This window comes from Sporosarcina sp. OR05, assembly GCF_041414805.1.
GTDB classification, from domain to species: domain Bacteria; phylum Bacillota; class Bacilli; order Bacillales_A; family Planococcaceae; genus Sporosarcina; species Sporosarcina saromensis.
Window position 1 is genome coordinate 23,001 of record NZ_JANKJL010000013.1, and the last position, 26,573, is coordinate 49,573.

The 26,573-nt window shown below is 42.2% G+C and carries 26 protein-coding genes; 12 read left to right on the forward strand and 14 right to left on the reverse strand.

Features of this window, described 5'->3' with window-relative positions; genetic code table 11:
- Nucleotides 1-200 precede the first annotated feature (200 nt).
- The 4 genes from NRI27_RS15080 to NRI27_RS15095 all read right to left on the reverse strand — a co-directional run bounded on the left by NRI27_RS15080 (nt 201) and on the right by NRI27_RS15095 (nt 4,544).
- On the reverse strand, nt 201-773 hold the full coding sequence (locus NRI27_RS15080; RefSeq protein ID WP_371391472.1) for a competence protein ComK: 573 nt from the start codon (nt 771-773) through the stop codon (nt 201-203).
- Nucleotides 774-937: 164 nt separating this feature from the next.
- The gene (locus tag NRI27_RS15085) at nt 938-1,978 is read right to left on the reverse strand and encodes a DNA sulfur modification protein DndB (protein ID WP_371391473.1); all 1,041 of its coding nucleotides are present in this window, start codon (nt 1,976-1,978) and stop codon (nt 938-940) included.
- A complete protein-coding gene (locus NRI27_RS15090) occupies nt 1,979-3,070 on the reverse strand; it encodes a DNA sulfur modification protein DndB (protein ID WP_371391474.1) in 1,092 nt (363 codons plus the stop codon).
- Nucleotides 3,071-3,509: 439 nt separating this feature from the next.
- On the reverse strand, nt 3,510-4,544 hold the full coding sequence (locus NRI27_RS15095; RefSeq protein ID WP_371391475.1) for an S-layer homology domain-containing protein: 1,035 nt from the start codon (nt 4,542-4,544) through the stop codon (nt 3,510-3,512).
- Nucleotides 4,545-4,728: 184 nt separating this feature from the next.
- Between NRI27_RS15095 and NRI27_RS15100 the strand changes: the two genes are divergently transcribed.
- On the forward strand, nt 4,729-5,538 hold the full coding sequence (locus NRI27_RS15100; protein ID WP_371391476.1) for a hypothetical protein: 810 nt from the start codon (nt 4,729-4,731) through the stop codon (nt 5,536-5,538).
- 67 nt (nt 5,539-5,605) lie between these two features.
- Nucleotides 5,606-6,157: a DUF7686 domain-containing protein gene (locus NRI27_RS15105; RefSeq protein ID WP_371391477.1), complete on the forward strand. Its 552-nt coding sequence runs from the start codon at nt 5,606-5,608 to the stop codon at nt 6,155-6,157.
- 377 nt (nt 6,158-6,534) lie between these two features.
- Here NRI27_RS15105 and NRI27_RS15110 read toward each other — a convergent pair whose 3' ends face one another.
- Nucleotides 6,535-6,894: a hypothetical protein gene (locus NRI27_RS15110; protein WP_371391478.1), complete on the reverse strand. Its 360-nt coding sequence runs from the start codon at nt 6,892-6,894 to the stop codon at nt 6,535-6,537.
- A gap of 131 nt (nt 6,895-7,025) precedes the next feature.
- Nucleotides 7,026-7,349, reverse strand: coding sequence for a hypothetical protein (locus NRI27_RS15115; RefSeq protein ID WP_371391479.1), 324 nt, complete (start codon nt 7,347-7,349; stop codon nt 7,026-7,028).
- Nucleotides 7,350-7,617: 268 nt separating this feature from the next.
- Between NRI27_RS15115 and NRI27_RS15120 the strand changes: the two genes are divergently transcribed.
- The 3 genes from NRI27_RS15120 to NRI27_RS15130 all read left to right on the forward strand — a co-directional run bounded on the left by NRI27_RS15120 (nt 7,618) and on the right by NRI27_RS15130 (nt 9,872).
- A complete protein-coding gene (locus NRI27_RS15120; RefSeq protein ID WP_371391480.1) occupies nt 7,618-7,977 on the forward strand; it encodes a hypothetical protein in 360 nt (119 codons plus the stop codon).
- Between the two features lie 328 nt (nt 7,978-8,305).
- Nucleotides 8,306-9,433, forward strand: coding sequence for a hypothetical protein (locus NRI27_RS15125; protein ID WP_371391481.1), 1,128 nt, complete (start codon nt 8,306-8,308; stop codon nt 9,431-9,433).
- A gap of 19 nt (nt 9,434-9,452) precedes the next feature.
- Nucleotides 9,453-9,872: a hypothetical protein gene (locus NRI27_RS15130; RefSeq protein WP_371391482.1), complete on the forward strand. Its 420-nt coding sequence runs from the start codon at nt 9,453-9,455 to the stop codon at nt 9,870-9,872.
- Nucleotides 9,873-10,059: 187 nt separating this feature from the next.
- Here the strand turns inward: NRI27_RS15130 and NRI27_RS15135 are convergent, their stop codons facing one another.
- Complete coding sequence (locus NRI27_RS15135; protein ID WP_371391483.1) at nt 10,060-10,488, reverse strand: hypothetical protein; 429 nt, start codon at nt 10,486-10,488, stop codon at nt 10,060-10,062.
- 287 nt (nt 10,489-10,775) lie between these two features.
- Between NRI27_RS15135 and NRI27_RS15140 the strand changes: the two genes are divergently transcribed.
- Nucleotides 10,776-11,231: a hypothetical protein gene (locus NRI27_RS15140; RefSeq protein ID WP_371391484.1), complete on the forward strand. Its 456-nt coding sequence runs from the start codon at nt 10,776-10,778 to the stop codon at nt 11,229-11,231.
- Nucleotides 11,232-11,628: 397 nt separating this feature from the next.
- Here NRI27_RS15140 and NRI27_RS15145 read toward each other — a convergent pair whose 3' ends face one another.
- From NRI27_RS15145 to NRI27_RS15155, 3 genes are all read right to left on the reverse strand, one after another.
- Complete coding sequence (locus NRI27_RS15145) at nt 11,629-13,281, reverse strand: glycerol-3-phosphate dehydrogenase/oxidase (RefSeq protein WP_371391485.1); 1,653 nt, start codon at nt 13,279-13,281, stop codon at nt 11,629-11,631.
- A gap of 165 nt (nt 13,282-13,446) precedes the next feature.
- A complete protein-coding gene (glpK, locus tag NRI27_RS15150; protein WP_371391486.1) occupies nt 13,447-14,937 on the reverse strand; it encodes a glycerol kinase GlpK in 1,491 nt (496 codons plus the stop codon).
- Nucleotides 14,938-15,019: 82 nt separating this feature from the next.
- Entirely contained in the window at nt 15,020-17,038 is a 2,019-nt protein-coding gene (locus NRI27_RS15155; RefSeq protein WP_371391487.1) for an alpha/beta fold hydrolase, read from the reverse strand.
- A gap of 413 nt (nt 17,039-17,451) precedes the next feature.
- Between NRI27_RS15155 and NRI27_RS15160 the strand changes: the two genes are divergently transcribed.
- The 6 genes from NRI27_RS15160 to NRI27_RS15185 all read left to right on the forward strand — a co-directional run bounded on the left by NRI27_RS15160 (nt 17,452) and on the right by NRI27_RS15185 (nt 22,677).
- Nucleotides 17,452-17,985, forward strand: coding sequence for a glycerol-3-phosphate responsive antiterminator (locus NRI27_RS15160; RefSeq protein ID WP_371391488.1), 534 nt, complete (start codon nt 17,452-17,454; stop codon nt 17,983-17,985).
- Nucleotides 17,986-18,148: 163 nt separating this feature from the next.
- A complete protein-coding gene (locus tag NRI27_RS15165) occupies nt 18,149-18,808 on the forward strand; it encodes a DUF2599 domain-containing protein (RefSeq protein ID WP_371391489.1) in 660 nt (219 codons plus the stop codon).
- A 483-nt stretch (nt 18,809-19,291) separates the two neighbouring features.
- Nucleotides 19,292-19,606: a hypothetical protein gene (locus NRI27_RS15170; protein ID WP_371391490.1), complete on the forward strand. Its 315-nt coding sequence runs from the start codon at nt 19,292-19,294 to the stop codon at nt 19,604-19,606.
- Nucleotides 19,603-20,529 carry a hypothetical protein gene (locus NRI27_RS15175; protein ID WP_371391491.1) on the forward strand — a complete coding sequence of 309 codons (927 nt, stop codon included), beginning with the start codon at nt 19,603-19,605 and terminating at the stop codon, nt 20,527-20,529. The genes NRI27_RS15170 and NRI27_RS15175 overlap by 4 nt, the downstream gene beginning before the upstream one ends.
- Entirely contained in the window at nt 20,526-22,262 is a 1,737-nt protein-coding gene (locus tag NRI27_RS15180) for a hypothetical protein (RefSeq protein WP_371391492.1), read from the forward strand. The genes NRI27_RS15175 and NRI27_RS15180 overlap by 4 nt, the downstream gene beginning before the upstream one ends.
- Nucleotides 22,263-22,353: 91 nt before the next feature.
- Nucleotides 22,354-22,677: a hypothetical protein gene (locus tag NRI27_RS15185; protein WP_371391493.1), complete on the forward strand. Its 324-nt coding sequence runs from the start codon at nt 22,354-22,356 to the stop codon at nt 22,675-22,677.
- A gap of 361 nt (nt 22,678-23,038) precedes the next feature.
- Here the strand turns inward: NRI27_RS15185 and NRI27_RS15190 are convergent, their stop codons facing one another.
- The 4 genes from NRI27_RS15190 to NRI27_RS15205 form a co-directional block, all read right to left on the reverse strand.
- Entirely contained in the window at nt 23,039-23,950 is a 912-nt protein-coding gene (locus NRI27_RS15190; protein ID WP_371391494.1) for an aminopeptidase, read from the reverse strand.
- Entirely contained in the window at nt 23,947-24,816 is an 870-nt protein-coding gene (locus NRI27_RS15195) for a DMT family transporter (protein ID WP_371391495.1), read from the reverse strand. Before NRI27_RS15195 ends, NRI27_RS15190 begins: the two co-directional genes overlap by 4 nt.
- Nucleotides 24,817-24,953: 137 nt before the next feature.
- Nucleotides 24,954-25,625, reverse strand: coding sequence for an AroM family protein (locus tag NRI27_RS15200; RefSeq protein WP_371391496.1), 672 nt, complete (start codon nt 25,623-25,625; stop codon nt 24,954-24,956).
- Nucleotides 25,625-26,563 (reverse strand): DUF1177 domain-containing protein, encoded by a 939-nt coding sequence (locus NRI27_RS15205; protein WP_371391497.1) that lies wholly within the window; start codon nt 26,561-26,563, stop codon nt 25,625-25,627. The genes NRI27_RS15200 and NRI27_RS15205 overlap by 1 nt, the downstream gene beginning before the upstream one ends.
- Nucleotides 26,564-26,573: the final 10 nt, after the last annotated feature.

Here is a 26,573-nt window from a genome sequence, read left to right on the forward strand (position 1 = left end):
CGTCCCACTCTTTACATACACATTTCTATAGAACAGCATTGTACGCAGCTTTACTTTTTACGACTCGTTTCGTTCGTAGAAATTCTCCAAAACAAGGTTCATCAAGATTCCCACTCCAACTAAAGCAAAAAAAGAGACGCCACGTAATCAATCATCGTGGCGTCTCTTCGTTCTTCAAATTTTTATCAAACCGCTTGGCTTTAACGATTCATGTATTCCTCCGATTCTACTTGTTGGAAAGTATAGTTCAACTGTCCGCTATGTTTACTGACTTCGTATGTTGTACGTTGTTCACGTATTTGTTCCGTTGCTCTAGCAGTCCGTGTCTCAATCTCATAACGAAGTGTGCATGTACGTTGAATCTTCTCTTCAAGCGATTTCTTGCTAATTGGTACAATGATAAAACTTCCCCCGATCAACCATACCTTTGTATGCGTTTTATCGACTACTTCGTAGCTGTGTATGTTGTGTAAGGCAAGCCATATACAAACGGGCTTTGCTGGAGAGATGACCGGAAACCAATAGTGTCCAAGTGTCTCATTCACCATAATCGGCATTTTTTTAATTTTGCCAAGTATCGATTGGGCACCATCTCTTGCTCCACGCAAGCTGGCGCCATAGTATAGTAGCGTTGCGTTCAAGATTTCTTCCTGCTTTTCCTCTACCAACAACATACCATTCCTGGTGAGCACTTTTGTAAACTGTCTTCCGTTCCTAAATTCCGGTATTAATGCTAGCGCATCTTCATCTAATCGATACTTCTTCAGCTTCATATACGTCTCATCCCCCAATTTCTAATTTTGTTTCTTACTTTTTTGAAGTGAAAAGAGTATACTAACCAATAGGTTGGTTTTCTCCAATCTCTTCTCAGGTGAGATCTTCATGTCTGGCCGGACAAACTCTCACCTGGGATGTCTTACGTTATAAATTCCCCAACTCACTCACCCCCTTTTTGCTGCAGCCAATTAATTAAAGCCCTTCGATTGCTATTGCTAGGATCTAAGTAAAAATACGCCTCCCTGCCTTTTACATCTCCCTCAAAACGCGTCCAAACGTCTTGGTCCCTCTCCCAATTGATCGTTGATAGATTCCGCATCCGACGCTGCACCGTCTTTATTTGGTCTTCGAATGCTAGCTCTCCAATGGAATCGACTGCATAACTTGCAACTGCATAGAGTAATGGAAAGTTCGCAAGCATCGATTCATGGAAGTTGCCAATCGCCTTTACCGGATACAGCATGAACAATTCCTCAAACCAACTGTTTACAAGTTCAATATAGTTCTCCTCTTTACTAATACTATCAACATCTCTTTTCGTCTTTTGTCCGGTTTCAATTTCCGCTATGAACAGTTCAACAATTCTCCGAAGTTGAGCGAGTGACATCAGGTTTTTGTTTGCTGGACGCATAACTGCATTCTTTTCTTGTTCCACGCCTGCTTCTTTTAATTGTTCATTCGCGTTCAACAAGCTGTTTGTAACGACGTTAATCTGATCCCTGGAATCATACGCAATTCGTTTGGACAAGCCAACTTTCTTCCCCTTCCGGTTGTGATCGATGTACAGCTGATTCACTTCTTCGGTCGACAAACCTTCAAATATTTGAAAGGGTACTTCAATTGAATCGAGCACGCGCTGCAGATTAATCGCCTCGCTATATTCCACATCGTTGACACTGGACATCCCTTTCAAAATATATGTCTCTAGCTGTAAAAACGCTTTCAGTCGATGGTTACCGTCAATTACCACAAGTCGCGACGGTTTCCCTTCAAGCTCACCTTCCTGACAGCTCGCAACCAAGGGAGGCAAGTAAATATCCCCTGTTGCATAATTCTCGGTAATGTACGAACGCAATTTCCGCACATTTTCTTTCCTTGTCGTGCGCGTTTCAAGCCGCCCCTCCGTTTCCATCTCCATCAGCTCAGGGATTGAATACGTTAACAGCGCTTGTTTCGCATTGAAAACGCTTTCGATTGTCATTTAGTTAGCCTCCTCTCTATCAATTGCCGCTATCAAGCGAAGAGCTGTTCTTTTGACGGCTGTACCGCTAGAATGTCCCGTTATCCGCTTTCCTTCCGCATCATACATATGGGCAAACAGCGGGTCATCGTGCTTCCAGGAACAAACCTTTTTCAAGCAATCAAGCTTCCGAAGTGCTTCGGTATAGCCCTTCTTCTCTTGTCTCACATAATGAAAGACTGTAAATGCAAGCGCGATTTGGATGCCACTAACCCCAGAGACGTACTTCTTCCGATCAGCTGCTTGCTTCGGAAAAATCTGTTGCAACTTTTTAAAGAACTGAATCGCTGTCTCTTCCATTTCAAATTCGCTCTCCGGGAGGATTAAATCGCCTGACATAATGGTCAACTTCCCTTCAAAGAGAGCGACCAGGCATCTTCGCATAATCGTCAAAGAAGTGAGTGCAGGATTTCCGAGCATGAGCCGGGATAGTTCCAGTTCAATTTCCATTACATCCCGCAATTGGTCCGCAACATTCCGAGTCAAACCAATGTATTCATCACGCTGATCATACTTCATGACGATGCCCTGATGGATTTCCCTCCGCTCAGAATTCAAATCAGAGAACATTTGCTTCTCCTCTTTTTGAGATAAATCCAAATAAATTTGAAGCGCGACCGGATAGTTTTCAATTTGACTAAGCTGCCTTGCAATTCTTTCAGCCTCTTTGTACTTGCCCATTTCCTCCAGCTTGATCTTGCTATTCTCCAGTACATTCACAGCAGCAGCCATAGCCGAACACCTGTGCTGTCCATCAGATATATACAAAGTCGTCCCTGGCTCAAGTTCAAATTCTCCATTTACCTCTCGCAGCATCCCCCTTGCAGAGAAGATGAACGGTGAAAAGTAGAAGTATTCATTCGTATCAAGACTTCGGAGGATGAAATCACGGATTTCAGCTCGACGCCTAGGGTCTAATTTCCGTTGCACTTCATGGTCTACTTGGAAGAAAGCACGCAAAGTCCCAAATCGCAGTTGCGTCACCAGAATTTCTTTGTCAAACTGTTTATAGACGGTTCCCTTGAATCTAACAGTAGTTCCTGCTATAGTCATATTTTCCTCCAACCTCCTTTATTACCAACTGACTATATTGTACCTACTAATTCTACGCTTGTCTATTAAATTCAGTTTTTTCCGAACTTTTATCTGTTTACCTGTAACTCTTGTCTCCTTTGGATCTTGGTTCTTTACTGTTAATAGAGGAAGTACTATACTAGTAAGTTTACAAAAATCTGTCATTTCACAAGGTACTTCAGGTATATTTACCAACCCTCGCCCCAAAAGTTCTCTTCGAGTAAGTGAGGAGCTTACAAACCAATAAAAAGGCCTCCCGCAGAAGCAGAAGGCCTTACACAACTTTAACTAGCTACTTAATGGTATACACAATCATACTTGAATTCTTGACGGTACTTGCACCAGAAACTTTCACGTTAATTTAGTAAAATCGAGTGGATATGCATGAAAACAACCTGGCACAGGCACCTATTCTCCGTTAGAACGGAACAATATCACGGTAAATTAGCTGTACAGCTGTATGGGTTTTATCTTTTTTGAGAGAGAGCAATACCGAATATGTCCCCTTATTCCAGTATGTAGCAACACTTGTCTCTTTAATGGGTTGTACGATATCTGGAGTTCCTAATTCTTTTTCTGCCCTACCATGAATAATTGCATGTAAATACATCATTTCATTCCAAGACAGGTTGTATTTCTTTCCTGGATCGAGATCATACACGATCGAGGTTAATTTCCCGTCAATAAAGGAATACGTCAGGTGGGCATTATACTTAAATTTTTCTACTTCATAAATCAGTGAAGTTTTGTTTCCATCAACCACTTTGTTAAGCAATTTTGCAGTTTCAGCTTTTTCAACCTGACTTGGACTCATCGTAAAGTTAATGCCGGGAATTACATAGGTGCCTATTCCAATGTCGGGATATTTTTGCATGGCCCTTGCAATAAATGCCGAAATCTGACCTCTTGTTAATGGATCATTTGGACGAAAAGTCTTATCAGAATAACCGGTTGTAATGTTTGCCTTTACAATTTTTTTAATCGCTGAGTAAGAAGCGGTCTTAGGGTTAACATCTTTAAATTCCAAAGGTGACTCTACACTTAGCTTGAATGCTCTTGCAATGAAAATAGCCATTTGCCCTCTCGTTACAGCTTCATTAGGTCTAAATGTTCCATCTGAATACCCTTGAATGATTCCTGACTGAACAGCAGAATTGATATACCCGGAGAACTCGGAACTTTTTGGGACGTCTTTAAAAGGTGTAGTAACCTTGTCCCCGTTCAATCCTAATGCTCTTGAAATCATTACTGCTACTTCTACGCGGTTAACATGTTCATTTACACCAAAGGGTCCCGATGAGGAAATAACGCCTTTAGTCAATAAAAAACTAATTTCTTTTGAAAAAACGTGATTTGCAGGAACGTCATTAAAGACATTTGCCGCTGCTTGTTTATTGCCGAACATCGGAAACACCAAGAACATTACGAGTAACGCAATCATTAATTTCTTCAAGTCTTATCTCCTGCTTTCTCTAGTACTACTATAATAGTACATTATAGACAAGAAAAAGGATAGATTGGAAAAACTCAGTATCTAATTATTTTGACGATACGTTTGCAAGAAACATTAAAATTCTCCCAACCATGTATCCCTTTCGACCACCCCCATCTATATAGAGGGTAAAGGGGGTATTCACATGACACACTACTTAGCGCAATACACGAAATTCGAGTCGATTGAAGAAATGGATGCGGCGGCTGAACGGCATATGAAGCGCCACTGGGACGAGCTGACGAAATCGGATCGGCAAGTGTTCGATAACATCCGTCGTTATTCGGTCAAATATGGCGCAGCACACTTAAAGCACGGCACGATCGAGGACGCAATCGGCAAATCGAACACAACGGTTAGGCGGGCGATTCGTAAACTGACAGCGCTCGGCATCATCGAAAAAGTGCCCTTCATCCGCCCTGTGATGAGCGGGCTTGGCGCAAATATTTACATCATTTTGCCGTTTGATGACCAGGGGGGAATGAACGACCGGGACACAGTGGACAAACCGCATGACTGCAAGGAAAACGAGGAACTTTCGACAGATGAAGCCCTTCTTCCTAAATCTTCTTTAACCCATAAAGTTCTTAAGAACACGTCTCTGCTCGAACCGTCTACGTTATCCACAAGTCTGTTCAGTAGAATGAAAGAATTGCTTTCGAACACAATTGGAGACACGAAACTAGCCCGTGAATTTTTCGGCATCCACAAATCCGTATCCACACGTATGTTGAAATTTGAAATCTATCAGCATGACCACAAGATTTTCGAGGAATTGGCCTACCGTGCACTCATGATCACCGTCATGGCCACGAAGAAAAAAGCGATCCGCAACTTGCCCGGCTATTTCAAAGGCGTGCTGAATCAGTTGGTGGAGGAAAAGTATTTTGAGGAGATGTTTATGCTGTTTGATAAACCAATTGTGTATGACTTGCCGATGAATGTACGGGGATGAAGGATTTTTGACGGTCTCTTAACAAACGCTTTGTGCTAAAATGAAGCTAAAAAACGGAGTGACTTGAATGAAATGTACAATTTGTGGAAACAGCCCGTCGCGCGTACAGTTTAATGGGCAGCCATTTTGTATGGATTGCTATAATGCTATGATGGCGGAAGAATTCGAAGTGGATCTCCCTAACCTTCCTAAAATATTTTCGATGGACGATGTGAATGGGGTTCAACGTATTTTCGAAGTTGAACGCCAAGTCATGAGCACCGCAATTGTCTTAACAGCTCGCGAACGATGGGAGCACGGCTATGAATTTGCAGTGGATGGAGAGCTACAGGCCGATCAACATGCATTGTTCGACCGACTCAAAGAAAAGACCAAACAAGGTCTGTCGGAGACTTATGTAGCAACCGGTCAGTTTCCAAACGGCATGCCATACACTTCTGTCAAAGGCAATCAGTTGAGAGGCGTGCTTTCGTATCATGAAACCGACAGCGAAGGACCGCTCGTTATCATTGACGGCAAACCCTTTACATGGATTGAAGTCGGTCATCTTTTGCAGGCATTTGAAGGCTTTCAAGTGAAGATTGAAATGAAGGATATAACGGATGCGTGGGACGAATGAAGTCCTCAGGTATTCGATTAAGATAATTTGTATGGATATGCAATCAAAATATACAAACACCTCAACTACAACATTCAATTATTATGAATTTTAGTTTGTAGCCGATTAACTGAATTCAACCTTACACTGGTACCCCAAAAATAATTCTTTAGGTTCGCAAAAAAGTCCCGAATTAAAATGACAACAAACTTATCCAATTGAGCGGAGTGAAAAAGATGTAGGCATTTTTAATTGTCAGGGAAGCGTTTTCCTTATTGTAGTGCTCCATTAGCTCCGTCTCCTCTCGAATGATCGGCCGTATGAAAAAAGCCAGGTTCTAGAACAAATTCAAGTTCTAAAACAACCTGGCTCTCCTAGACTACACAAGGATACAACTTTCACTGCAACATTTCCCTCATTTTCTCAATTTCCTCTTTTTCCAAGTGCGTCACTTCTGCTATTAAATCCGTTGGCATTCTCTTTCTTAACATTTCAACGACCACTTTTTTCACGCCTTGTTCCAAGCCTTGCTCCAAGCCCTGCTGAACACCCTTTTCCCATTCCAGATCAAAGGCATTCTTAATTGTCGGGGAAGCGTTTTCCTTATTGTATAGCTCCATTAGCTCCGTCTCCTCTCGAATGATTGGCCGAATTTCGTTTGATAGCTGTTTCGTATAGGCTTCTGACAATTGTAACAAGTAGTCGATAAAATGAAAAACGGCTTGCACGGCGGTGCGGGAGTAATGTGTCAAAAACATTCATGTTAATCCTATCAATTCATATAAATATGCACTCAATAAAAACAAACACACTAACTACAGCGAATCAGTTTTATGTATATGCTATTGTAGGGAATTAACTGAATTTAACCATGCAGAGGCACTCGATTTCAAGTAAGCGACTGACGCGAGAATTGTTTTGTGTGAATCATTTTCCATGCGAAGTTATCAACCCGAGCATGTCGTGGTACGTATTTGTAATGCACTTCTTGAATGCTCTCGTCACGGCCATGTGCAACTAAATCGGAAGTGATGTAAACAACCCCTTCGTACTTATTCATCTGCGTTCTCTTTTCATTTGTTACAACCGTAATTAGATCTGTCGCTTGTGCACGTAGATTTTCAATCAACGTTTCCGTTTCCGGATAATCTCCCCAAATAATCGCATTCGTGTACATTTCCATATCCCCTTTGATGTTTATTTGCTTTCTCATCCCATTATACCACTACTAAAGCAAAACGGAACTATATTGTATAATTTTTTAGAATAAAATAAAAATTATAGTCTAATCCTGACGATTCCGGTTTACAACAAACAAGTTTTAGGGACATGTAATTGGAGTGAATCAACTGAATTCCACTGTACACAGGCCCTGATTTAAAAATTATAAAAAATATTCTCGCTCCCATGTATCCTTTTCGCTAACCACCATCTATATAAAGATTGAAAGGGCTGTTCACAATGGAAAGGGGAAGATGAACATGAATCAAGGTTGGATTAACATGCAGGGATCACTGATTGACAAGCCGGTGTGGAGGGAGACAACAAACGAAGAGAAATCGACGTTTATCACGATGCTAGTGTGTGTGAATGATCGCGAAGAAGAAGGGGTTTGGAAAAATGAAACGATAACCGTTAAACCGGGACAGTTGCTCACAACTTTAGGAGCATTTGCTAGACAGGTCCACTACTCAATGACAAGTGAGAAGGTCAAGGTTGCTTTAGAAACACTTGCTCGCTTAGACGTTTTGAAGTATGAAATACATGGACAAGACTTGCTCATTACAGCTTTAGAGTGGAACCGGTTTGACGGTGGGGAAGCATCGAGGAGACAACGCTAAGCTTATGGGTCTTCTGCAAGTACGGTGAAATATAAAAATACGAGGAGTGTGTATGATGAATAACAAATATTATGGACATTTTAAGTTCGAGAGTCATAATTTTGTCGGTGCCTGTGCAAGAAACATTCATGTACATTCAGCCATTTTGTATGAATATGCAATTTAAAAATACAAGCACATCCACTACAACACCTCAGTTTTATGTATATGCAATTGTAGTGAATTGACTGAATACAACCTTGCACAGGCACCCGATTTACTATCCCCTAGGTCGAAAGAAACATGGTAATATAGAACTGAATACGAAGTACGGCCGGGGGGAAGAAGTGTGAGTTTAGAAGAACTAAGAAAAAAGAGGACGGCGTTAAGTAAGGATACTGACATCACATTAAATAACATCACTACAATTGCTGAAGAATCTAATCGAGTGGCATGTGTGGCGAATCAAGCAGATAAATATTTGCGCGAATTAACGTTTGAATTTGAGAGCCAAACTGGGCTAAATGGGGTAGATTTGAAATTTTTATTCTTTGCTACTGCCCTTCAATGTGCTAGACAATATTTGTTGACTCCATTTCAAGAACGTTTAAATGACAAAGATGCAGCAAAAAAAGTGAAGAGCAATCATCCGAAAGAAACGAGTAATCGGATGCATCAATGGTACTGGCCAACTATTGAAGAAATCCAATCAAATCCTGTCCCATATGATGCGATCTATGGTTCAAAAGATTTTAATTTAGGCTTTAGCGGGCATAACCATCGCCATAAAACACTTGGGCATGATCCTTTGCTTGGATGGATTTTTGGTCTTTCCAATATTGTAACCAGCACACTTACTACATGGGATTTTCAATCGTTTCATGTTAAAACTGGCCTAACAGCTAATGCACATCGACGGGATAAAATTAGCAATAGAGCAGATACCTTGAAAGTCCTATCCTATACCAAAGATCGCTTTCTTGAAGATGGGGTAGAAGGAAAAAAAGCTTTAGAAATTGCTTTATTTAAACATGCTAGCCACTTAAAATCTGATCAGTATTCGACTGCAGGGTTACCGATACCAGCTATTAGTACTTTTTCCCCTCAGTTATCACAAAAACTAGCTGAATATGGGATAGATATGGGCAACGTCGCAACAGTAGGTAAACAAACGTCGCTGTCGATTTTGATTAACACTTTGATTGCCACTATACATGGCTTGTATTATGACCCAACCAAGTATTCGTCGTGGTCACAATACGAAGTAAAAACAAGGAAAATACTAAGCTATTCGAATCTAATTGCTTCTAGTAGCAACCTCATCTATGTAGGGCTAAGTAGAGATGTTAAAAAACTAGATTTTGGTGGTCTTGCCGTCACATTTTACCGATTGATCTCTGATATTGACTTTATCCAACAAGTGAAAGATGAGTTTGTATTTGGCGGCTTCAACGAACTTATTCGAGGGAAAATCTAACATTTAGGAGTGAGCTACTGTGGGTTTTAAACGATTTATGAAGAAAAATTTTGTTCCATTTTATAATACAAGAGACATGATAGATAAGGTTCAGACATACGGTTTGGTTGATGGCATTAAAGAAAAAATACGTGAAGACTTTTTAGAAGATACCCCTGTAACTAGCCATATATATAATGCTGGCAAACATGAAGGCAAGATAGATGGTTATAAAAAAGCCTCTAGAGAATATGAGGAAAAGTTGCTCGCTCAAGCAAATGCTTTTCTTAACCAAAAGGAAATATTTGAAGGGCAAAAGCAAGAATATGAACAACTTCTTCAAGAATACGAAAACTATATCGATGAAATGAATGCAAAAGAGCATCTAACTAGTGAAGAACAAGATAACCTTTTACAAATCATTAGCATGGAACGAAAATTAACAAAGTTGGTAGTGTAGAAGAACCTGTATTTGTGACGGTGCCTGTGCTAGAAACATTCACATTAATTCAACCAATTTGAATGGTTATGCATGAAATACTATAAAACACAACGCCTATAACATTCTGAAGTTATGTGTATGCAATTGCAGTGTTTGAATGAATTCAATCTTGCACAGGCACCCGATTTGATACATTAATTAGCATTTAATTCTGATTTAATTTCCAAGGGACTAACCCTATTACTTGATCGGTGAATAAAACAAAAGTGGTTACTTTATATACTTCGTTATCTATCGACTTAATAGTAACATCTTCAAGTATGATTGCCTTAGTATCCATATTTCCAGGACTATAAGCAATTTCTTCTGTATTTCTCAACATAATCCCTAAATTCGCATCCGCAATTTGATACAGACTGACAGTTTCTTTTCTTTCCTTCCTTTGCTTAAGTTCTGAATAAAGCATCTCACTAGATTCAGACGGTAGGCTTTCCACATCTACCTTTTTGCCCACAATTACACCAAAGTTAGTGAAGTAAGTAAAATAACCAATTTCCTTTTCGGGAATTTCTTCCGCCATCATAGATTGAGAAATTAATAACGAGCGAATCAAGTGTTTTTTTATATCATGCATTCTGTCCCCTCCCCATTTACATCAATTCGCCAGAGAAGGTGTCAGTTCCTCTTTTTATCACTCGTATGTATCATTTTGTCGGTGCCTGTGCCAGAAACATTCATGTTAATTAAACCAATTTGAATGGTTATGCATGAAATAATATAAAATACAAAGCCTACAACTCTCTGAATTTATATATATGCAATTGTAGTGAATTGACTGAATTCAACCTTGCACAGGCACCCGACACTTTTGTCTACCTGCTTATACAAACAATGTTGCAAGCGCTGGATGCCTATTTCCTGATGATTATCTTTGTGATCTTTTGCTTGATTGCAATGCTTACAGCGTCGAGCAGTGAATTACATGGTTGGACATCTCTATTAATCAAGAACGTATGGCTGGAAAATTCAATGACAGATAAAAAAATAGCAGGTTATCGTCACCTCTCTGTTTGGATACTGGCACTTGTCATTTTTGTCATCGTCTCGATTGCTTTACCGATGTCCCTTTCCTTGCTCTTCTTTTTCGGGAATCTGTACGCAGCTTTGATCCCAGCTGTGCTGTACATATTGATTATGGAACATCGCACCGGACCTGCCCCTGCTATAATCGTTGCAATAGGTTTTGTCGTAGGAATTATGAGTCAGCTTTCACTCCATTCCTTCTTTTCAATTTGGGCAAGCTTTTTGGCGGCACTCCTACTTTCTATAGCGTCTTATTTATTCAATATACAAAGATATAAGAGAGCAGCAGAATAGGCGTAGCTTTACGATTGAAATATAGAGCGGCGACTTAAAAGAAAAGACTGTGCAGTCACCAATCTTCATGGTGTTTGCCACCATCTATTTCGGCGAAACTAATCATCATCAATGCTTCGTCCTAGGGCGAAAAACAGAGAAAATAGAAATAGCAGACCGTCAAGGATATCCCACTTCCATGGCGGTCTGCTTCTCTTAATCACGCGCGATCTTTGTGTTGCGGACTCACTTCTATTCGTAATGACCTACATTCCTAGCGTTGCCCACGCTTTCCTTTCTCAATGTCAAACTTCTGCTATGTCTGCGAGAGAGCCACCCGCCCATAACTCAAGTCTAATATTTGACAATTTTGTTCAAAATTCAAAAGCTAAAAACCCGCACCCATAAAACACATCAGTCATCCAACTAAAGCCGCCTCCCTAACCGCATCCTCCAGTTCCACCCTATACCGACCTGCCTGCTCTTCTGTCCAGTTGAACTCTCGTTTCAGGAATTGGCAAACGGCTTCTTTATGGGCTTGCACCCATTGGATATCAAAGAACAAAGCCCCTGTCCGCCTGATGAAGAAGTCAGATGGTTTATAGATCAGTTCGTGGTCAATCGAATAGCGCAGTTGCGCGTAGACAAGGGGATCCATGTTTTCTGCTTTTGCTGCACTTTTCCCGTTTTCGTAATGGGAGAAAACTGCATCGACATTAGATCCGTATCGATGGATCAGTTTTTCAGCCATTTCTTTTGGCAACCCGAGCTTCATTCCTTTCTCCACTTTTTCGGTGATGAATGTATGGAACCCTTTTGCACCGCCGACATCTCCCCCTGAAATCGGCAGATGTTTCGTCCGGGAGCCGGGGTAATCCTTTCCTTGCGTTTCATTCAATTGTTTGACAACGACATCCATTACGTGTTCAGCCATTTTGCGGTATCCGGTCAATTTACCGCCGGCGATCGAAATGAGGCCTGACTCGGAGACGAATATTTCATCTTTCCTTGAAATTTCAGTCGGGGATTTTCCATCCTCGTGGATTAACGGCCGCAATCCCGCCCAACTGGATTCTACGTCTTCCGGTCCGATATTCACAGAAGGGAACATGTATTCAATTGCCCGTAATATATAGTCGCTATCTTGCACAGTCACTTCCGGATGGGCGATGTCGCCTGTGTAGACGGTATCGGTCGTACCGACATAGGTTTTCCCCTCTCTCGGAATCGCAAAAATCATCCGGCCATCCTGACCGTCAAAATAGATCGCCTGCTGCAACGGGAACTTTTTTCCATCGAAAACAAGATGGATCCCCTTCGTCAATTGAAGTGATTTCCCTTTCTTTGAATGATCCACCTCCCGTAACGTATCTACCCACGGGCCGGCAGCATTGACGATAGTCGATGCCTTTACTTCCACCACTTTACCGTCAATCCTATCTTCGACTTTGACACCGACTGCCTGTTTATTTTCATAGATGAAATCCACCACCTTCATATAATTCAATGCAACCGCGCCTTCCTCTACGGCTTTCTTCATAACTTCGAACGTTAAGCGCGCATCATCCGTTTTGTATTCAACATAGTAGCCAGCGCCTTTCAATCCTTCTTTTTTCAATAAAGGCTCATGAGCTGCAGCAGCATCCGGCTTCAACATCTTTCTCCGTTCACTCTTTTTGACACCTGCCAGATAATCATAGACCCGCAGCGCAAGATTTGTTGTGAATGGACCAAACGTCCCTCCTTTGTAAAAAGGCAGCAGCATCCATTCGGGCGTTGTGATATGGGGCCCGTTTTGATAGACGATTTCCCGTTCTCTTCCGACTTCGGCTACCATTTTCACTTCAAGCTGCTTCAAATAGCGCAACCCTCCATGGACAAGTTTCGTCGACCTGCTCGAAGTTCCTGCCGCAAAGTCCTGCATCTCCAGTACAGCTACTTTCAAGCCCCTCGTTGCAGCGTCCAATGCGATACCCGCCCCTGTAATGCCTCCCCCAATGACGAGTACATCGTATGTCTGTTCCTCCAGTTCGTTCTTTAATCCAGCCCTGTTTGCATTTGAAAATCGCATGATCATCCACTCCTGTACGTATTTTGTGAATAAAAAAAGAGACCACGAATCATCTCCATTTCCTGAACGGAATATGGAGTGAAGTGGTCTCTCGAGTTCTCTACCAAATTTATTAACTTGTCTATAGAATATCATGAAGCGCTCTATTTTCAAAGCATTACCGCTTCACTTAAAGGCCCTCGCAGCAGCAACCGCTTTTTTCCACCCTGCATACAACTCTTCCCGTTCTTCTTCAGAAATCGTAGTTGTAAAGGTCGTTTCTCCTTCCCATTTTTGCAAAATCTCCTGTTGGTCTGCCCAATATCCGACAGCCAAACCCGCTAAAAATGCAGCGCCAAGCGCAGTGATTTCTTTAACAATCGGGCGATCGACAGGTACGTTTAAAATATCGCTTTGAAATTGCATCAGGAAATTATTTGAAACCGCCCCGCCGTCAACACGGATCGACCCCAGTTCAATACCCGAGTCGGCAACCATCACTTCAAGCACATCCCTCGTCTGGTAGGCCAATGATTCAAGCGTCGCCCGGATGAAATGTTCTTTTTTCGTCCCCCGTGTCACTCCGAATACGGCACCGCGGGCATCACTGTCCCAATAAGGCGTTCCGAGGCCGACAAAAGCGGGGACAACATACACACCTTCGGACGAACTGACGTTTAACGCATACGACTCACTATCCGCGGCGTGGTTGAACATGCGTAATCCGTCACGGAGCCATTGGACGGCAGACCCGGCAACAAAATTACTGCCTTCAAGTGCATAGGTCACTTTTCCATCAACAGACCATGCAATCGTTGTCAATAAACCATGCTTGGACCGGACGCAATCTTCTCCTGTGTTCATCAACATGAAACTTCCTGTGCCATAAGTTGTTTTAGCCATCCCTTTTTCAAAGCATGCTTGCCCGAATAATGCCGCTTGCTGATCGCCTATCACACCCGCAATCGGGATCCGATGACCCGAAAATGGATAATCTTCCGCATAACCGTAGATTTCCGATGAAGATTTCACTTCCGGCAGCATGCTTGCAGGGACGGACAATATATCCAACAGTTCTTCATCCCATTTTAATTCCTTAATATTAAACATGAGCGTGCGGGAAGCATTGGAATAATCCGTGACGTGGGTGCTGCCACACGTCAATTTATAAACTAACCATGTATCGATCGTCCCGAATAGCAAATCACCTGCAACAGCTTTTTCCCTTGCCCCTTCGACGTGATCTAATATCCACTTCACTTTCGTACCTGAGAAGTAAGGGTCGATCAGCAGTCCCGTTTTTTCAGTAAACAGCTCACTGTATCCATCACTTCGCAATTGCTCGCAAATTTCTTCAGTCTGTCTGGATTGCCAGACAATTGCCTTATGGACGGGATTGCCACTATTCTTATCCCAGACCACTGTCGTTTCCCGTTGGTTCGTAATGCCGATTCCTGCTATCTGTCCAGGGAGCACATCTGCCTTGCGCAGCACTTCTGCTATACAGGAGAGCATCGAATTCCATATTTCATTTGCATCTTGTTCGACCCATCCCGGTTGTGTAAAGAATTGTTCAAACTCCTGCTGTGCTGTTTCAACGACCCTGCCTTTTTTATCAAACAGGATCGCACGTGAACTTGTTGTCCCCTGATCCAGGGACAGTATGTATTGTTCCAATCTACTTACCTCCGCCCGTTGCAAAAGTAACGCCTATAAAAGGAGCTCGGGACCCCACGTCCCTCGCTCCTTCCGAAAGGGTTTAGAATATCGTGTAAAGCGTTGTATTAGCTATTGTCACCATCGTCATTACCAACGTGTTGATAAAAGCGCCTACATAGACGTTGCCCGTAACCTTGAACAGATACCGGTTGAAGATGGCAGCAATCATCAAAATCGGTACAAGGCCGATTACGATAATGGAAGACAGGGATTCTCCCGGATAACCTGCTGTACCCGTTATGAACAACAATCCATACTGATAGATGAGATAAAGTGCCAAACCGCCAACGAAGTGAAGGATTGAAATGGCATAGCCTTTTATACCATCGTATTTTTCCCCCGCTGTGTTCACGTTGACCGACATGCCTACGATGAAATAATAAACAAAGAATAGCGGTGCGTATTTCAGAAGTGCGATGAAATGGTGCACTTCGAACGTCTTCACTGCGACTGTCCATAGTCTGAAATCCACTTTGAACAATGCGTCTACCGCAAACAAAATGCCAAAACCGATGGCAGCTGCCAGGATGGCTGCCGCAAGCGAAGCGGCAATCGTTTTAACGTTCGCCTTCACGCCATAATTCGCAACTGTAGCACCTTCAGATTTCTTGGCAACATAATGGTAGCAAATTGTCACCATCAGCATGACAACCGCAACATTCAGCGCCCAGTAGACAATCGGGTTGACCGTAGGCGCTCCGAAAAACGGCGTTGTTTCAAGGAACTTTTCCTGACTTCGCAAAAGTACATATTGAACGACGCTCAACACCAACACAAGAAGCGATCCTGTTTTGGTATTTTTGCTGTTGTTCTTCATCAACGAATAAATATAGACGATCGCTGACAGGGCAATGAAGATCATGCTCACTTGTCGCAACAACCTCATGCCTGTTACGTCTCCTCCATAGAGCGACGAGAAGAACAGCGCCGGGAATAGGCTGACAAAGACGATGAGTAAAAATCTCATCAACTTCGATGCTTCCGTCTTCGGTTCGTTCATTGGAATTGTTTTTGTCGTATAAATCGATTTGAAGAAAGGCAGTTTAGCCAGCAGTAGGATGACTGGGATGAAAAGCATAAAGAATCCGATCAGCGCGATGAAGGAGGCGTACTCTTTAAACATCCATGATTGACCAGTCTCGCCGACTTTTACAAGATCGTTATAATCCGCAAACGCCATATCATAAAATCCGATTGCATCCCCTGTAGATTCCTTCGAAAAATGATTCCATGGATGTGTTTCATTCGGCTGATAAATCACCCTTTTGCCGCCATCCACTTCATATACTTTTCCTGCTTCAGGATTCTCGGGATTGCCAAGGAAACCTTGACCTTCTTCCGTTCCGACATAGTTCTTCTTCACGACTGGTTTGCCAGCCCCCGCAGCGGCTGCATCAAAGAAGAATTCATCATATTGTCCGGCAACTTTACCGGATAACCTCGGTCCATAGGCTTTGTTAATATCCTCTTCACTAAGCCCTAACATTTTAAGCCATTGGTAATCCGAACCCATCGTAAGGGAAGTGAAGATTTTCCTCACTCCGGATTCCGCGAAATCGGCTTCATCCAGTACGACTGCGTGTGTAGATGAAAAACCGCCCATGGAATGGCCAGAAACAGCAATTAGCCCATTTCCGCTTTCATCTTTCAGCACATACTCCTGATCATACATATACTGAACGGCATCATAGATTGCATGAGGCCAGAAAGAGAAAAACGGCACTGGTTTCTCCATCGTTCCTGTAGAGTGTCCATGATCATACTGATCCAATGCCAACACAACATACCCTCTTTTGGACATCTCGATTGCCTGCGCATCCTGCATTTCCCCCGAATTCAAGTACCCATGTGTCGCAATCAGGGTCGGCCTCGGCTGCTGATCTGCTCCTTCAGGTTTATATAATAGACCGGAAAGCTCCCCTCTTGGTGTATCGAAATAAATGCGTTTTACATCGACATCTCCCCCGGAACTATTAAACTGGGAGGCTGCCGCACTTCCGATTAAAATCAATACTAACGATATGACCAACCATACGACCGGTTTCTTGAATCTGTTCATAATATCCCCCTCTTTTTTCGTTTTTCCCGCTTAACGTTCGACTTCCTTCTAAACTATACGTCTGCTTCAATGGACAAATACATAGTCAACTACTAGTAGATCCATCGCCCTTATAATGAAGCCACCCCCAATTGAACATTGTTATAGCGGACGAAAAAAAGACACATTAAACCTCCCCGGTAAAAACCCCGAGGAAAGCAATGTGTCTCATCATCTCATCACTAGCTATTAACTTATTGACAGTATACAATTCTTTGAAAGCGTTGTCAATTCACTTTATGCATAAACTCCTGCACAATATCCCAGACCCTTCTTCCTAGTGGCATGTCGACAAGCCCCATATGGTAGGATAGAGGCAGGTAGTATTTATAAATTAAAAGCTACCATATATAAAATTATCCAGGAGTGATAATATGGGCAAAAGGATCATACCCGCGGTACGCAACATGAAAGATTTTGATGACGTGCTCAAGACCGATCATGAACTCATCATCTTTTTAGAGACCCGCCTCTCTCAGTTGGAAAGCACTGTCAAATACGCCAAACAACATAAGAAGAAAGTGCTGATCCACGCAGACCTTGTTCAAGGATTGAAAGTGGATGAATATGGGCTTGAATACCTGATTCATAACGTCAAAGTCGACGGCATCATTTCAACGAAATCCAAAGTGATCGCCTATGCAAAAAAGCATAATATTATCGGAATACAGCGCCTGTTCGCATTAGATAGCCATGCCCTCAACCACAACTTGAAGATTTGCCAAAAGATCAAACCCGACTACATCGAAATCCTGCCTGGTGTAATTCCTGAAATCATTCAAGAAATCTATGACGAAACAGGGATCCCCATCATTGCCGGCGGCTTAATCCGCACCCAGATAGACGTGGACAACGCTATCAATGCTTCCGCTTACGCGGTGACGACTTCTAATAAAGAATTATGGTAATCACCACACCCTCTTGTCATAGCCCGATTATATCAATAGTAATATATAGTTAATAGTTCACCACAGTGTCAAATGCCCAATGGCTGCTCCATTCATATGCATATGATCGTCATGTTTCAATTTGCCTTTCAACTATCAAGTGAAAATAGTAAAGGATGGATGAATGAAAGGAATTAAGCAAATAAAAAGAATTGCGTGCATAGGCGTACTATCAGCGGGGCTAGTACTGTCCACTGGGTTTACGGGGCATGTAGGGAATGTGTCAGCCGAAGAAAGTGTGAACTTGAAGACTGGAGATATGCATCTTCTCTATAGTGTAGATATGATGTTCCAACCTGCATTTTTCAATGTCGTCAATGGAAAGTTTGAAAAGAATAAATTCCATTACGGTGCACGGATTGAAAAGCATTTCCAAAGTATAAATCAACATCCCACGGGCACTGGTTATGCAGCAGGCGTGAAACAAAAAATGACAGAAGACAAACGGTTCGAAAGTGATGATTCAACGTTTGGTAAAGACGATTACTTTGAAAAGATCGAGTGGATTGAACGAAATGGTGTACTCTCGTTGAGTATCTATCCGAAATTCCCCTCCTTTATAAAAGAGGATGGTAAATTGGATGAACAGCGTATTCAGCATTCCTTCGAGTTAATTGAAAGCGAATACGGAGTAGATGAAAAGTGGAACAACACCGATTCAATGAAGGTGCAATATGAATGCCATGCATATTTTGCAAGAGATCGTAAAGTGCCGTGGAATATCGAACCACACCGAACAGAGTCACGGTTTTCGGAGACGGTATTGAAGTCATGCAACCCGTAGATATTCCAACAAGTGCGCCTTATTTTTGTTTCTGAATAAAAGACAAAACTACACAACCATCCATTCTCACGACTGATTCGTGGGATGGGTGGTTGTTCATTGTTTTCGCAAAGTTATTTTTTCACGCAGTATCCTTTCTGACCCCTCCCATTTATATAGAGGATAAAGGGGGAAATAAAATGACACACTACCTAAAACAATACGCTAAGGAACGCAGTGCCAGGCACCAATTCTTCAAGGCCGTATGCAGCTAGCTCTTACCACCTCATCCTTTATCCAATTAATAAATACTCTACCGATTCGACTTTGAAGTACTCTGAATTGTATTGCTGCCTAGTTTCCAACACTGATCAGAACGAAAATTGGTTTCAACCACAATAATACAGAAAATGTGCCAAAGTTCAGCAAGATGAAATATTTTAATGTAGTCCTGGCCCTTCATAACTAGTAGAATAGTAATATGTACTAAAGGCGGTGAAAATCATGTGGATAGCAATCACTTTAGCAATCCTCTTCGTAATAGGAATTGTTCTATATATGAAAATCAGACGTACAAATGGATTCGATTTCAGTAAAGAAATTGAACTTCCAACATACGAAATGCCATCAGCTCAGGATATATCGCGGAAGCTGTCAGTGAATGACAGCATTTTTACAATAGAAGGGAAGGAAAACCGTTTCATTATTACTAAAGATGATCGGTTCGAATTTCTAGTCGAAAATGGATTGATTGTCGCTTGCAAGGATTTAAATAGGCATGAGGTATTCATTTATTACGAGGAAGTGAACAGTCAATGAGCATAATCGATAAACTTGCGAAAAAAGTACAGGACAGCTCCGGGGAAACGGAGCGCCGAGAACTAGTAGAGGAAATGAAGGACACGCACGATAGGCACGTTCGAAATATCCAATCGAAAGTTGAACTACTCAACAAAAGCATTGCGCTATACAATCGGGTCATACATAACATAAATGACGTGAGGAATAGAAAAATCTCCAAAAGACTTTCTTCACTCCATCAATTCCTGAATCAGTTCGGCCAATTAAAACCGCGTGAAACCTATCAGGCGGAACATGAAAAACAATCATTTCACCTTCCGCAACAAGCATTCGTGGAAGCAGAGCAATACATCGGTGATATAGACTGGTCCAAGGATTTCGTATTCAAGCAATCATTTAAGAAAGGGTTCTTCGGAACGAAAAAAGAGAATCGCAAATCCAATCTAACAATCATCGGAAAAATTGGCGAATACAAAATCACTGCGGATGCCCAGTTGGATTACTTAAGGATTGAAAATGAAACAGTCCAACTTCAAGAAGAGGTAGCCAACATATACGTATCTACGATTACTGGCATTGACGGTGTCATCGAAGCAAAAATCATGCCTGAACTGGAACTTGCCCATGCTTTTCTCGAAGCGGAAGAAGTCAAGAACCACCTCATTTCGAATCGGAACATCCCACAAGTTCTTGAAAAAACGGATGTAAGCCTGCTGCAAAATACACGATATCATCATCATTATCAATTCGTGAAAAACACTTTCCTATTTTACGTACTATCCGAAAAAGTGTACAGCACACCAATTTTGACCAATCTTATGAATCAATCGGCTACAAAAGAAGATTACTTTTTGTTGAAAGGTCAAGCGCAAGAGTTGGCCATTCAAGGGGACAAGCTGACAAATATCGAAGAAAATGACAATAGGGGGAGCAACTTATGAATGTAGCAGAGTTGCTGGAAGTGCGGAACGTGCTCGCCGTTGAACACCGAAATTTCTACTTGAAGACGATCAATAACCTCAATGAAACGTATAAAGATGAATTGAACAACGATCTTGGCTATAACTTCTTTGTTGCATGCAAGGACGATCTGCTTGGCCAATTCGTAAGACGCTTCTTCAATACGAGTGACTACTATTTGACAGTCGATCAGCTTTGGCAACGAATTTCGACGTTTTCATATGAAGATGATTACAATCCTTTATTGACAGATGAAGGCTACAAAAAATCAGTCATGAACTATAATGATCCTTCCAGAAACAAACAGTGGAAATCGACGACGACTAAATGGATTGATGAAATAAATGAAAAACATACAAAACTCGTTTACGATGAAAAACGATCCGGCAACGAACCGATGTATGGTGAGGACGGAAAAAAATATTATGACCGTACAGAATATAAACGGACGCAGATTAATCCTGATTCTGATTTCATGGAAGACGAACTGACTGGCGCTACCGTGCGTAAGGACTCACTGCAGGGCGATCATATCATTCCCCGAAAAGGCGCAACCGCGAACGAACGGTATATGAAAGACTCCTTCAATGAGAATAAAGAGAAGTTCTATGATTCTCGTTCCAATATCCAATATATAAACGAACGTGCCAACAATGTGAAGTCGAATGAAGTCGATGTAGCGGCCGTCGTGAAAAAGTGGGAAGAGACGAAAACCGCTGAAAGCCGACAGATTTTGGAGGAAACCGGCTATCTGAACAAAGACGGAACCGTCAACAAAGATGTGAAGAAACAATTGGAGAAGACAATAACTGCCGCTGAGAATAAAGAGAGCCAATTCAAATTAAAGCATGTGGATTACAAGCAAGTGGGCCAAGACTCCGCAAAACAGGTGGCTGGTGCTTTATCGAAGATGGTGGTCGGACAACTGATCTACTACGCACTCCCCCCTATCGTCTATGAAACACGGCGGATCATCAAGGCGGGTGTAAATACGCTTGATCAATTCTTGGAAAGCTTTGAGCTTGCCATCAAACGAACGATTAATTATGTGGCTGCAAACATGAAGAACATGTTCAAAAATATTTCCAACAGCGCTATCAAGAAATTCGTAAAAACCTTTTTCGATATTTTATTAAGTTTGGTGAAGCATACCGTCCGCAGACTGCTCATGATCGTCAAAGATCTGGCGCTCGCGGTCATCGATAGCATTCGAATCCTCTTCAGCAAAGAGGCTACAAAGGCGGAGAAAGCAGATAGCATCGTTAAGCTTCTCGTGCTGACGATTTCCAATACAGTCGTCATCATTGGATTGGAGTTGTTGGAGAAAAGCCTTGGACTCCCCTCATTTGCCATGGAAGGAATCGAGTTGCTAGCGGTCATCCTAGTGTCGAATCTAGTCACACTCCTATTGCATAAAGCGGATTTATTCGATGTGCAATACGGATTAAAAACAGAAAACTTGAAGCGGCTCATCGATGAGCATCACATCAGCTACACGATGCATGCGGATGAACTCATTGAAGCAGCAAACAATAAATCGGAAGTCATCCTCTCTGCACTCAAAAACGACATAACAGAAATCCAGAAAACGTTGTCGACCAAGGATGTATACAAAGACGATTTGTTTACCGAACTCAATAACATCAATGACATATTCAACATGGATATCGATTTTGACCGAGAGTGGGAAGACTTCGTAGCAAAGGGGATTTAAATATGATTATCATACTCGGTATAATAGTGCTATTCATTGTCTTCAGAGTCATATGGTCACTTCTGAATAGCAGATAAGGAGAGTAGATTTCGTGGAAACCAAGTACAACAGCTCCCAATCGATACAAATCGATTTGGGAAAGAAGAATGGATTAACCGAAACACAGCTCGACATTTATCGCGAAACCGCCTATTCGGGCGAACAAATGGAAGCAATCCGCGTAAGCCTCCAAGAAGGGGTCAATTCCATTCAGCTAAAGCAATACTGCAACCCGGCAATCGACTATAAAACGTTGCGCATCATAGGCTGGGCACTCAAAAACAAATTCACACAGGACGAAATCCAGCAAGTGCTGGCAGCGGAAGAACCGTTTGCGGTGTATGAAGATATTCTTGTGGAGAAGGAAGGGCACTGAGTTTTTTTCGCACAAGCCCCGTATGTAGGTAAAGTACCAGGCACCCAGTGCCCAGCGTCTTCCTCCCTTTAATGAAAAAAAGAGCCCTCAAATGAGGACTCTTTTAGTTGTTATAAAGAAACTTCTATATGTGCAAAGTCTTGATAATCGAGTTCATTTACGTCAATTTCATGAGATCTCATAAGGTCAATTAGAGTGGCTACTTTCATGGAAACTTTAGCACTGAAAACCGGCTCTTCAATGTTATTATTAAAAACTTTACAAGGTACGTTTTTTACAATGTATTTCTGATCACTATCCAAAAACTCATAGTCTTGTGTGTAAACAGGTTTATTGCCAACCAGCTAATGTATTGACCAGGTCACTCCCAAAGTAAGGTTGGATTTTTAGTAACACAATCAATGTGCACGTTTGTCTTAATGGTACCTCCAAATGTGTGATTGGAGCCGAATGCGATGTGAATGGTATTGTACGCTTTTTCATCTTCAAGTATATTACCAGTTAAACGGGCTGCATGGTTTGTCCCTATGCCGAGTTCACAAAGATACCGTCCATCTCCATCGCCTAACAGTGTGAGCAACGTTTCTCCATCTGTACCCGTCGCATTCACGAGACGGCCATTTTCGATCGTCAAGACAACTGGATATTCAAGTAAGCCTATACCGGCAATCGAACCGTTGATTTCAATCGTTCCTTCTGCTTCGCCTTCCGGTGGAGCTATGTAAGCTTCACCTGATGGAAGATTTCCTGATGCACCCGGTTCCCTGAACACGCCTGTGCTTGGTACACCGTTTCTACCTTGTACAGGAATGACGAGCTCATAATTCGCTCCAGTACGAATGGTAACCGTTTTAGCCTCTGTTAGTTTTAGCGTCATTTCATTCGTTTCTGCTTCTACTTTGCTGTAATCTGCTGACATCGCACCATGTAAAAACATATCTTCGGTAATACCGGGCATTGTGATCACGCTTATTCCTTTAGCGTTTGCATTTTTACGTGCCACCGTATGTGTTAAGGAGTGCTTCGTTAAACAGAAGACGAGTTCATAATTCAGCATTTCATTAGCTGTTTCTTCTGGAGGCTCTTCACCCGATTTTTCACGATCTTCCATGCAGTGATTGCTGACTTGCCAACCGTCATCCTTCAACGCTTCTGCAAATTTCCTCCCTACTTTTTCTGTACTTCTATCCATCAACACTAAAATACGCACATTCTTTTCCAGTGAAAAGTTGTTCACCATTAATGCAGCAACTGTTTGTTGGAAGTTATTCATTGTTCAACATCCTTTCGTTTCGATAAAAACACACTGTATAAAACTAACAATAACGCAATGAGGGTTCCAATACCAACCGGTTCATGCAATAGAAAGAACCCTAAAAGAATCGTCGTTATCGGCATTAAATATGTAATCGACAGGGCAAAGATGGCGCCCCTTGATTTCACAATATAATAATAGAGGAGATTACCCACACCTGAATTGATTGCACCTAACATAAAGAAAAAGAAAATATTTCGAAATTCACCTAATCCTCTATAGCTTGCGGGTTCCACGAACAACATAAGAGGGGCTGCAAATAATGTCCCCATGACCATCGTAACAAATGAGAGCGTTACGACAGAATAGCCGTGTAGGAATCGATTTGTTAAAACCGCAGACAGTGCGTATAAACTAACAGCCAAAAGCAACATAAGCGCACTGGTGAATTGAACGTCTCCCACAGAAGAAGAACCAAAGAGGAATGCAATGAATATGCCAGTGAACCCAACCGCTACACTTACTTTCTCCTGCTTTTCTACATGCCCTTTCATTACAAACAACGTAAGCAACACACCAAAAATGGGTCCAGTCGCATTTAAAACAGCGCTGACCGTCGTATCCAAGTGGCGTAAACTACTGCTCATAATTATCCAAGGTACACCCGCACTTAGCAGAGAGATTCCCATTAACAAGTGGATCTTTTTCCAAGATAGTTCCTTGTAGCCTTTCCCGATAATTAAAAGCGGCATTAACAGGATAGCTCCGAAAAGACATCGAAAAAAGACGATGGATATAGGATGGAATTCGGGCAAAAGTAATTTTGTGAAATAAAACGTAGATCCCCATAACAAACTAAGAACGAGTAATGCAATCGTTGGCAAACTACTCCCCCCATCCATAGGATTTTTCTCAAATTCTATAGAATCCTAAAACAAGCAAAACAGCAGGACTCCTCGCTATTTGCGCGTCTATTGGCGTCCCAGCTGTTTTGCTGATATTTATCTTCTGATAGTATGTTTTATTCAGCGATATACTCGGCAATGACCCTTGAAACGAGTGTACGAGGTAGTAGGACAGGCAGCCCGCTTCCTTTTACAGCCTCCGATTTATGTTGTTCATTGTATCCCATACAATCCAACACAATTAGATCAGCACCTTGCTTTTGTAGTGCACGGGCTGCGCCAGCAATATCACTTTCCTCATATGGCGAAGCAACCTCGGTAAATATCTTCAACTCTTCCTGTTGCCATTTCGAAATCAATGTCTCACGCTGCTCTTCAAGTGGAATGATGAGTCCAAGAGACCCCGAAGGCAGAAGTGCGCTGACGGTATGATTTAGCACTTTATCGGGATACACAATCGGTTTGTTCGCTCTTAAAGTCGGAAAGTCTCCTGTGCAGAGCATAAGCACGATATCAACTGTCTCTTCAAGCGCACTCAACTCCGCTTGTAACAAAGGCAACAATTTGCTCTTGCCTATTTTTACGGATTTTCCGTCACGCATCCTTGAAATATAAGTTGTATCAGATTCATCTGGTGTAACAGACTGTACGGTTTCATTGGTTAGGCTGTCCAACCCACCGCTCTCAACAATCGACACCCTTTTCCCAAGAATCGATTCTATGGAAGGTGTTACATCTGTGCGCGGAGATTGTCCAATTGTCAAAACGCCTACGCTCTTAGCTGACATTACTTGTCACTTCCTAATGTTTGTAAATGTTTCATGGAACCATAAAGTTTCTCCAAGAGGGCGAATTCCTCTACGTCATAGAATTCGATTTCACCTCTTGTAAACTCTTTTGCAATTTCAATTGAAAATCGAACAGCTTGGGCTATATCCACTTCATGACTTGCACCAGTCCCGCTGCCAGGCACAGCTGTTTGTGCCGTAATCGCCACACCGACTACAGGAGCATCTGTCGCCACTGCTGGTTGAAGAATGCTATTAATATGATAAACATCATTGCCATACGGTGTAATGTCTTGGGTCGTTACCGTAAATGTCACTGGAAGTTCACCCGTTGTCATCTCCATAATACGCAGTAATTCATCAGCAAATTTCAAAATATATCCTGACTTCACTGTTGGTGAAAGGGCAATTCCACGATGATTAAATACACGATTCCCTTTCGTTGTATCAATCGAAACGACCGCATCCATTTCAGGAACGACTTCATATTGGTTCATCGTTAAAATATCAACTGGCGATCCCATGAAGTCGACCGGCTCGTGCGGCTGCGTCGGAGCGGTCGGACAAATATGAGTCGTGACGATCACATCTCCAGGCAACCGATCCCCTTTAACAGACATGTTCGCAAGTTTCAAAGCGATGGCTACTGCTGCCGCAGCTCCGTCACCGTCCGACACAAAGCCAATACGCTGCGGGCGGGCTCCTAGTCCACCCAACCGGCCGACAATACCTAATGTGCGCGCGTCTCCTCCGCTTGACTTGCCTTCCGTCCCTTTAATGACAACTTTTACAAAGTCGGTAGAACCCTCTTGTCCCGCAACCGTTTCATATGTTGCTGTACAATGTTCAAAACCATCAAATAGACGCACTACCGATTCTCCGTTTGCATTCACGTCATCTAGCAATTCAATAACTTCCATTGTATATTTTAACGACATTTGTTCATCA

Coding starts and splice junctions, on each gene's coding strand:
- NRI27_RS15080 (WP_371391472.1), bottom strand. CDS start 773: ATGAAGCTGAAGAAGTATCGATTAGATGAAGATGCGCTAGCATTAATA.
- NRI27_RS15085 (WP_371391473.1), bottom strand. CDS start 1,978: ATGACAATCGAAAGCGTTTTCAATGCGAAACAAGCGCTGTTAACGTAT.
- NRI27_RS15090 (WP_371391474.1), bottom strand. CDS start 3,070: ATGACTATAGCAGGAACTACTGTTAGATTCAAGGGAACCGTCTATAAA.
- NRI27_RS15100 (WP_371391476.1), top strand. CDS start 4,729: ATGACACACTACTTAGCGCAATACACGAAATTCGAGTCGATTGAAGAA.
- NRI27_RS15105 (WP_371391477.1), top strand. CDS start 5,606: ATGAAATGTACAATTTGTGGAAACAGCCCGTCGCGCGTACAGTTTAAT.
- NRI27_RS15110 (WP_371391478.1), bottom strand. CDS start 6,894: ATGTTTTTGACACATTACTCCCGCACCGCCGTGCAAGCCGTTTTTCAT.
- NRI27_RS15115 (WP_371391479.1), bottom strand. CDS start 7,349: ATGAGAAAGCAAATAAACATCAAAGGGGATATGGAAATGTACACGAAT.
- NRI27_RS15120 (WP_371391480.1), top strand. CDS start 7,618: ATGAATCAAGGTTGGATTAACATGCAGGGATCACTGATTGACAAGCCG.
- NRI27_RS15135 (WP_371391483.1), bottom strand. CDS start 10,488: ATGCATGATATAAAAAAACACTTGATTCGCTCGTTATTAATTTCTCAA.
- NRI27_RS15140 (WP_371391484.1), top strand. CDS start 10,776: ATGATTATCTTTGTGATCTTTTGCTTGATTGCAATGCTTACAGCGTCG.
- NRI27_RS15145 (WP_371391485.1), bottom strand. CDS start 13,281: ATGCGATTTTCAAATGCAAACAGGGCTGGATTAAAGAACGAACTGGAG.
- NRI27_RS15155 (WP_371391487.1), bottom strand. CDS start 17,038: ATGAACAGATTCAAGAAACCGGTCGTATGGTTGGTCATATCGTTAGTA.
- NRI27_RS15160 (WP_371391488.1), top strand. CDS start 17,452: ATGGGCAAAAGGATCATACCCGCGGTACGCAACATGAAAGATTTTGAT.
- NRI27_RS15165 (WP_371391489.1), top strand. CDS start 18,149: ATGAAAGGAATTAAGCAAATAAAAAGAATTGCGTGCATAGGCGTACTA.
- NRI27_RS15170 (WP_371391490.1), top strand. CDS start 19,292: ATGTGGATAGCAATCACTTTAGCAATCCTCTTCGTAATAGGAATTGTT.
- NRI27_RS15175 (WP_371391491.1), top strand. CDS start 19,603: ATGAGCATAATCGATAAACTTGCGAAAAAAGTACAGGACAGCTCCGGG.
- NRI27_RS15180 (WP_371391492.1), top strand. CDS start 20,526: ATGAATGTAGCAGAGTTGCTGGAAGTGCGGAACGTGCTCGCCGTTGAA.
- NRI27_RS15190 (WP_371391494.1), bottom strand. CDS start 23,950: ATGAATAACTTCCAACAAACAGTTGCTGCATTAATGGTGAACAACTTT.
- NRI27_RS15200 (WP_371391496.1), bottom strand. CDS start 25,625: ATGTCAGCTAAGAGCGTAGGCGTTTTGACAATTGGACAATCTCCGCGC.
- NRI27_RS15205 (WP_371391497.1), bottom strand. CDS start 26,563: ATGTCGTTAAAATATACAATGGAAGTTATTGAATTGCTAGATGACGTG.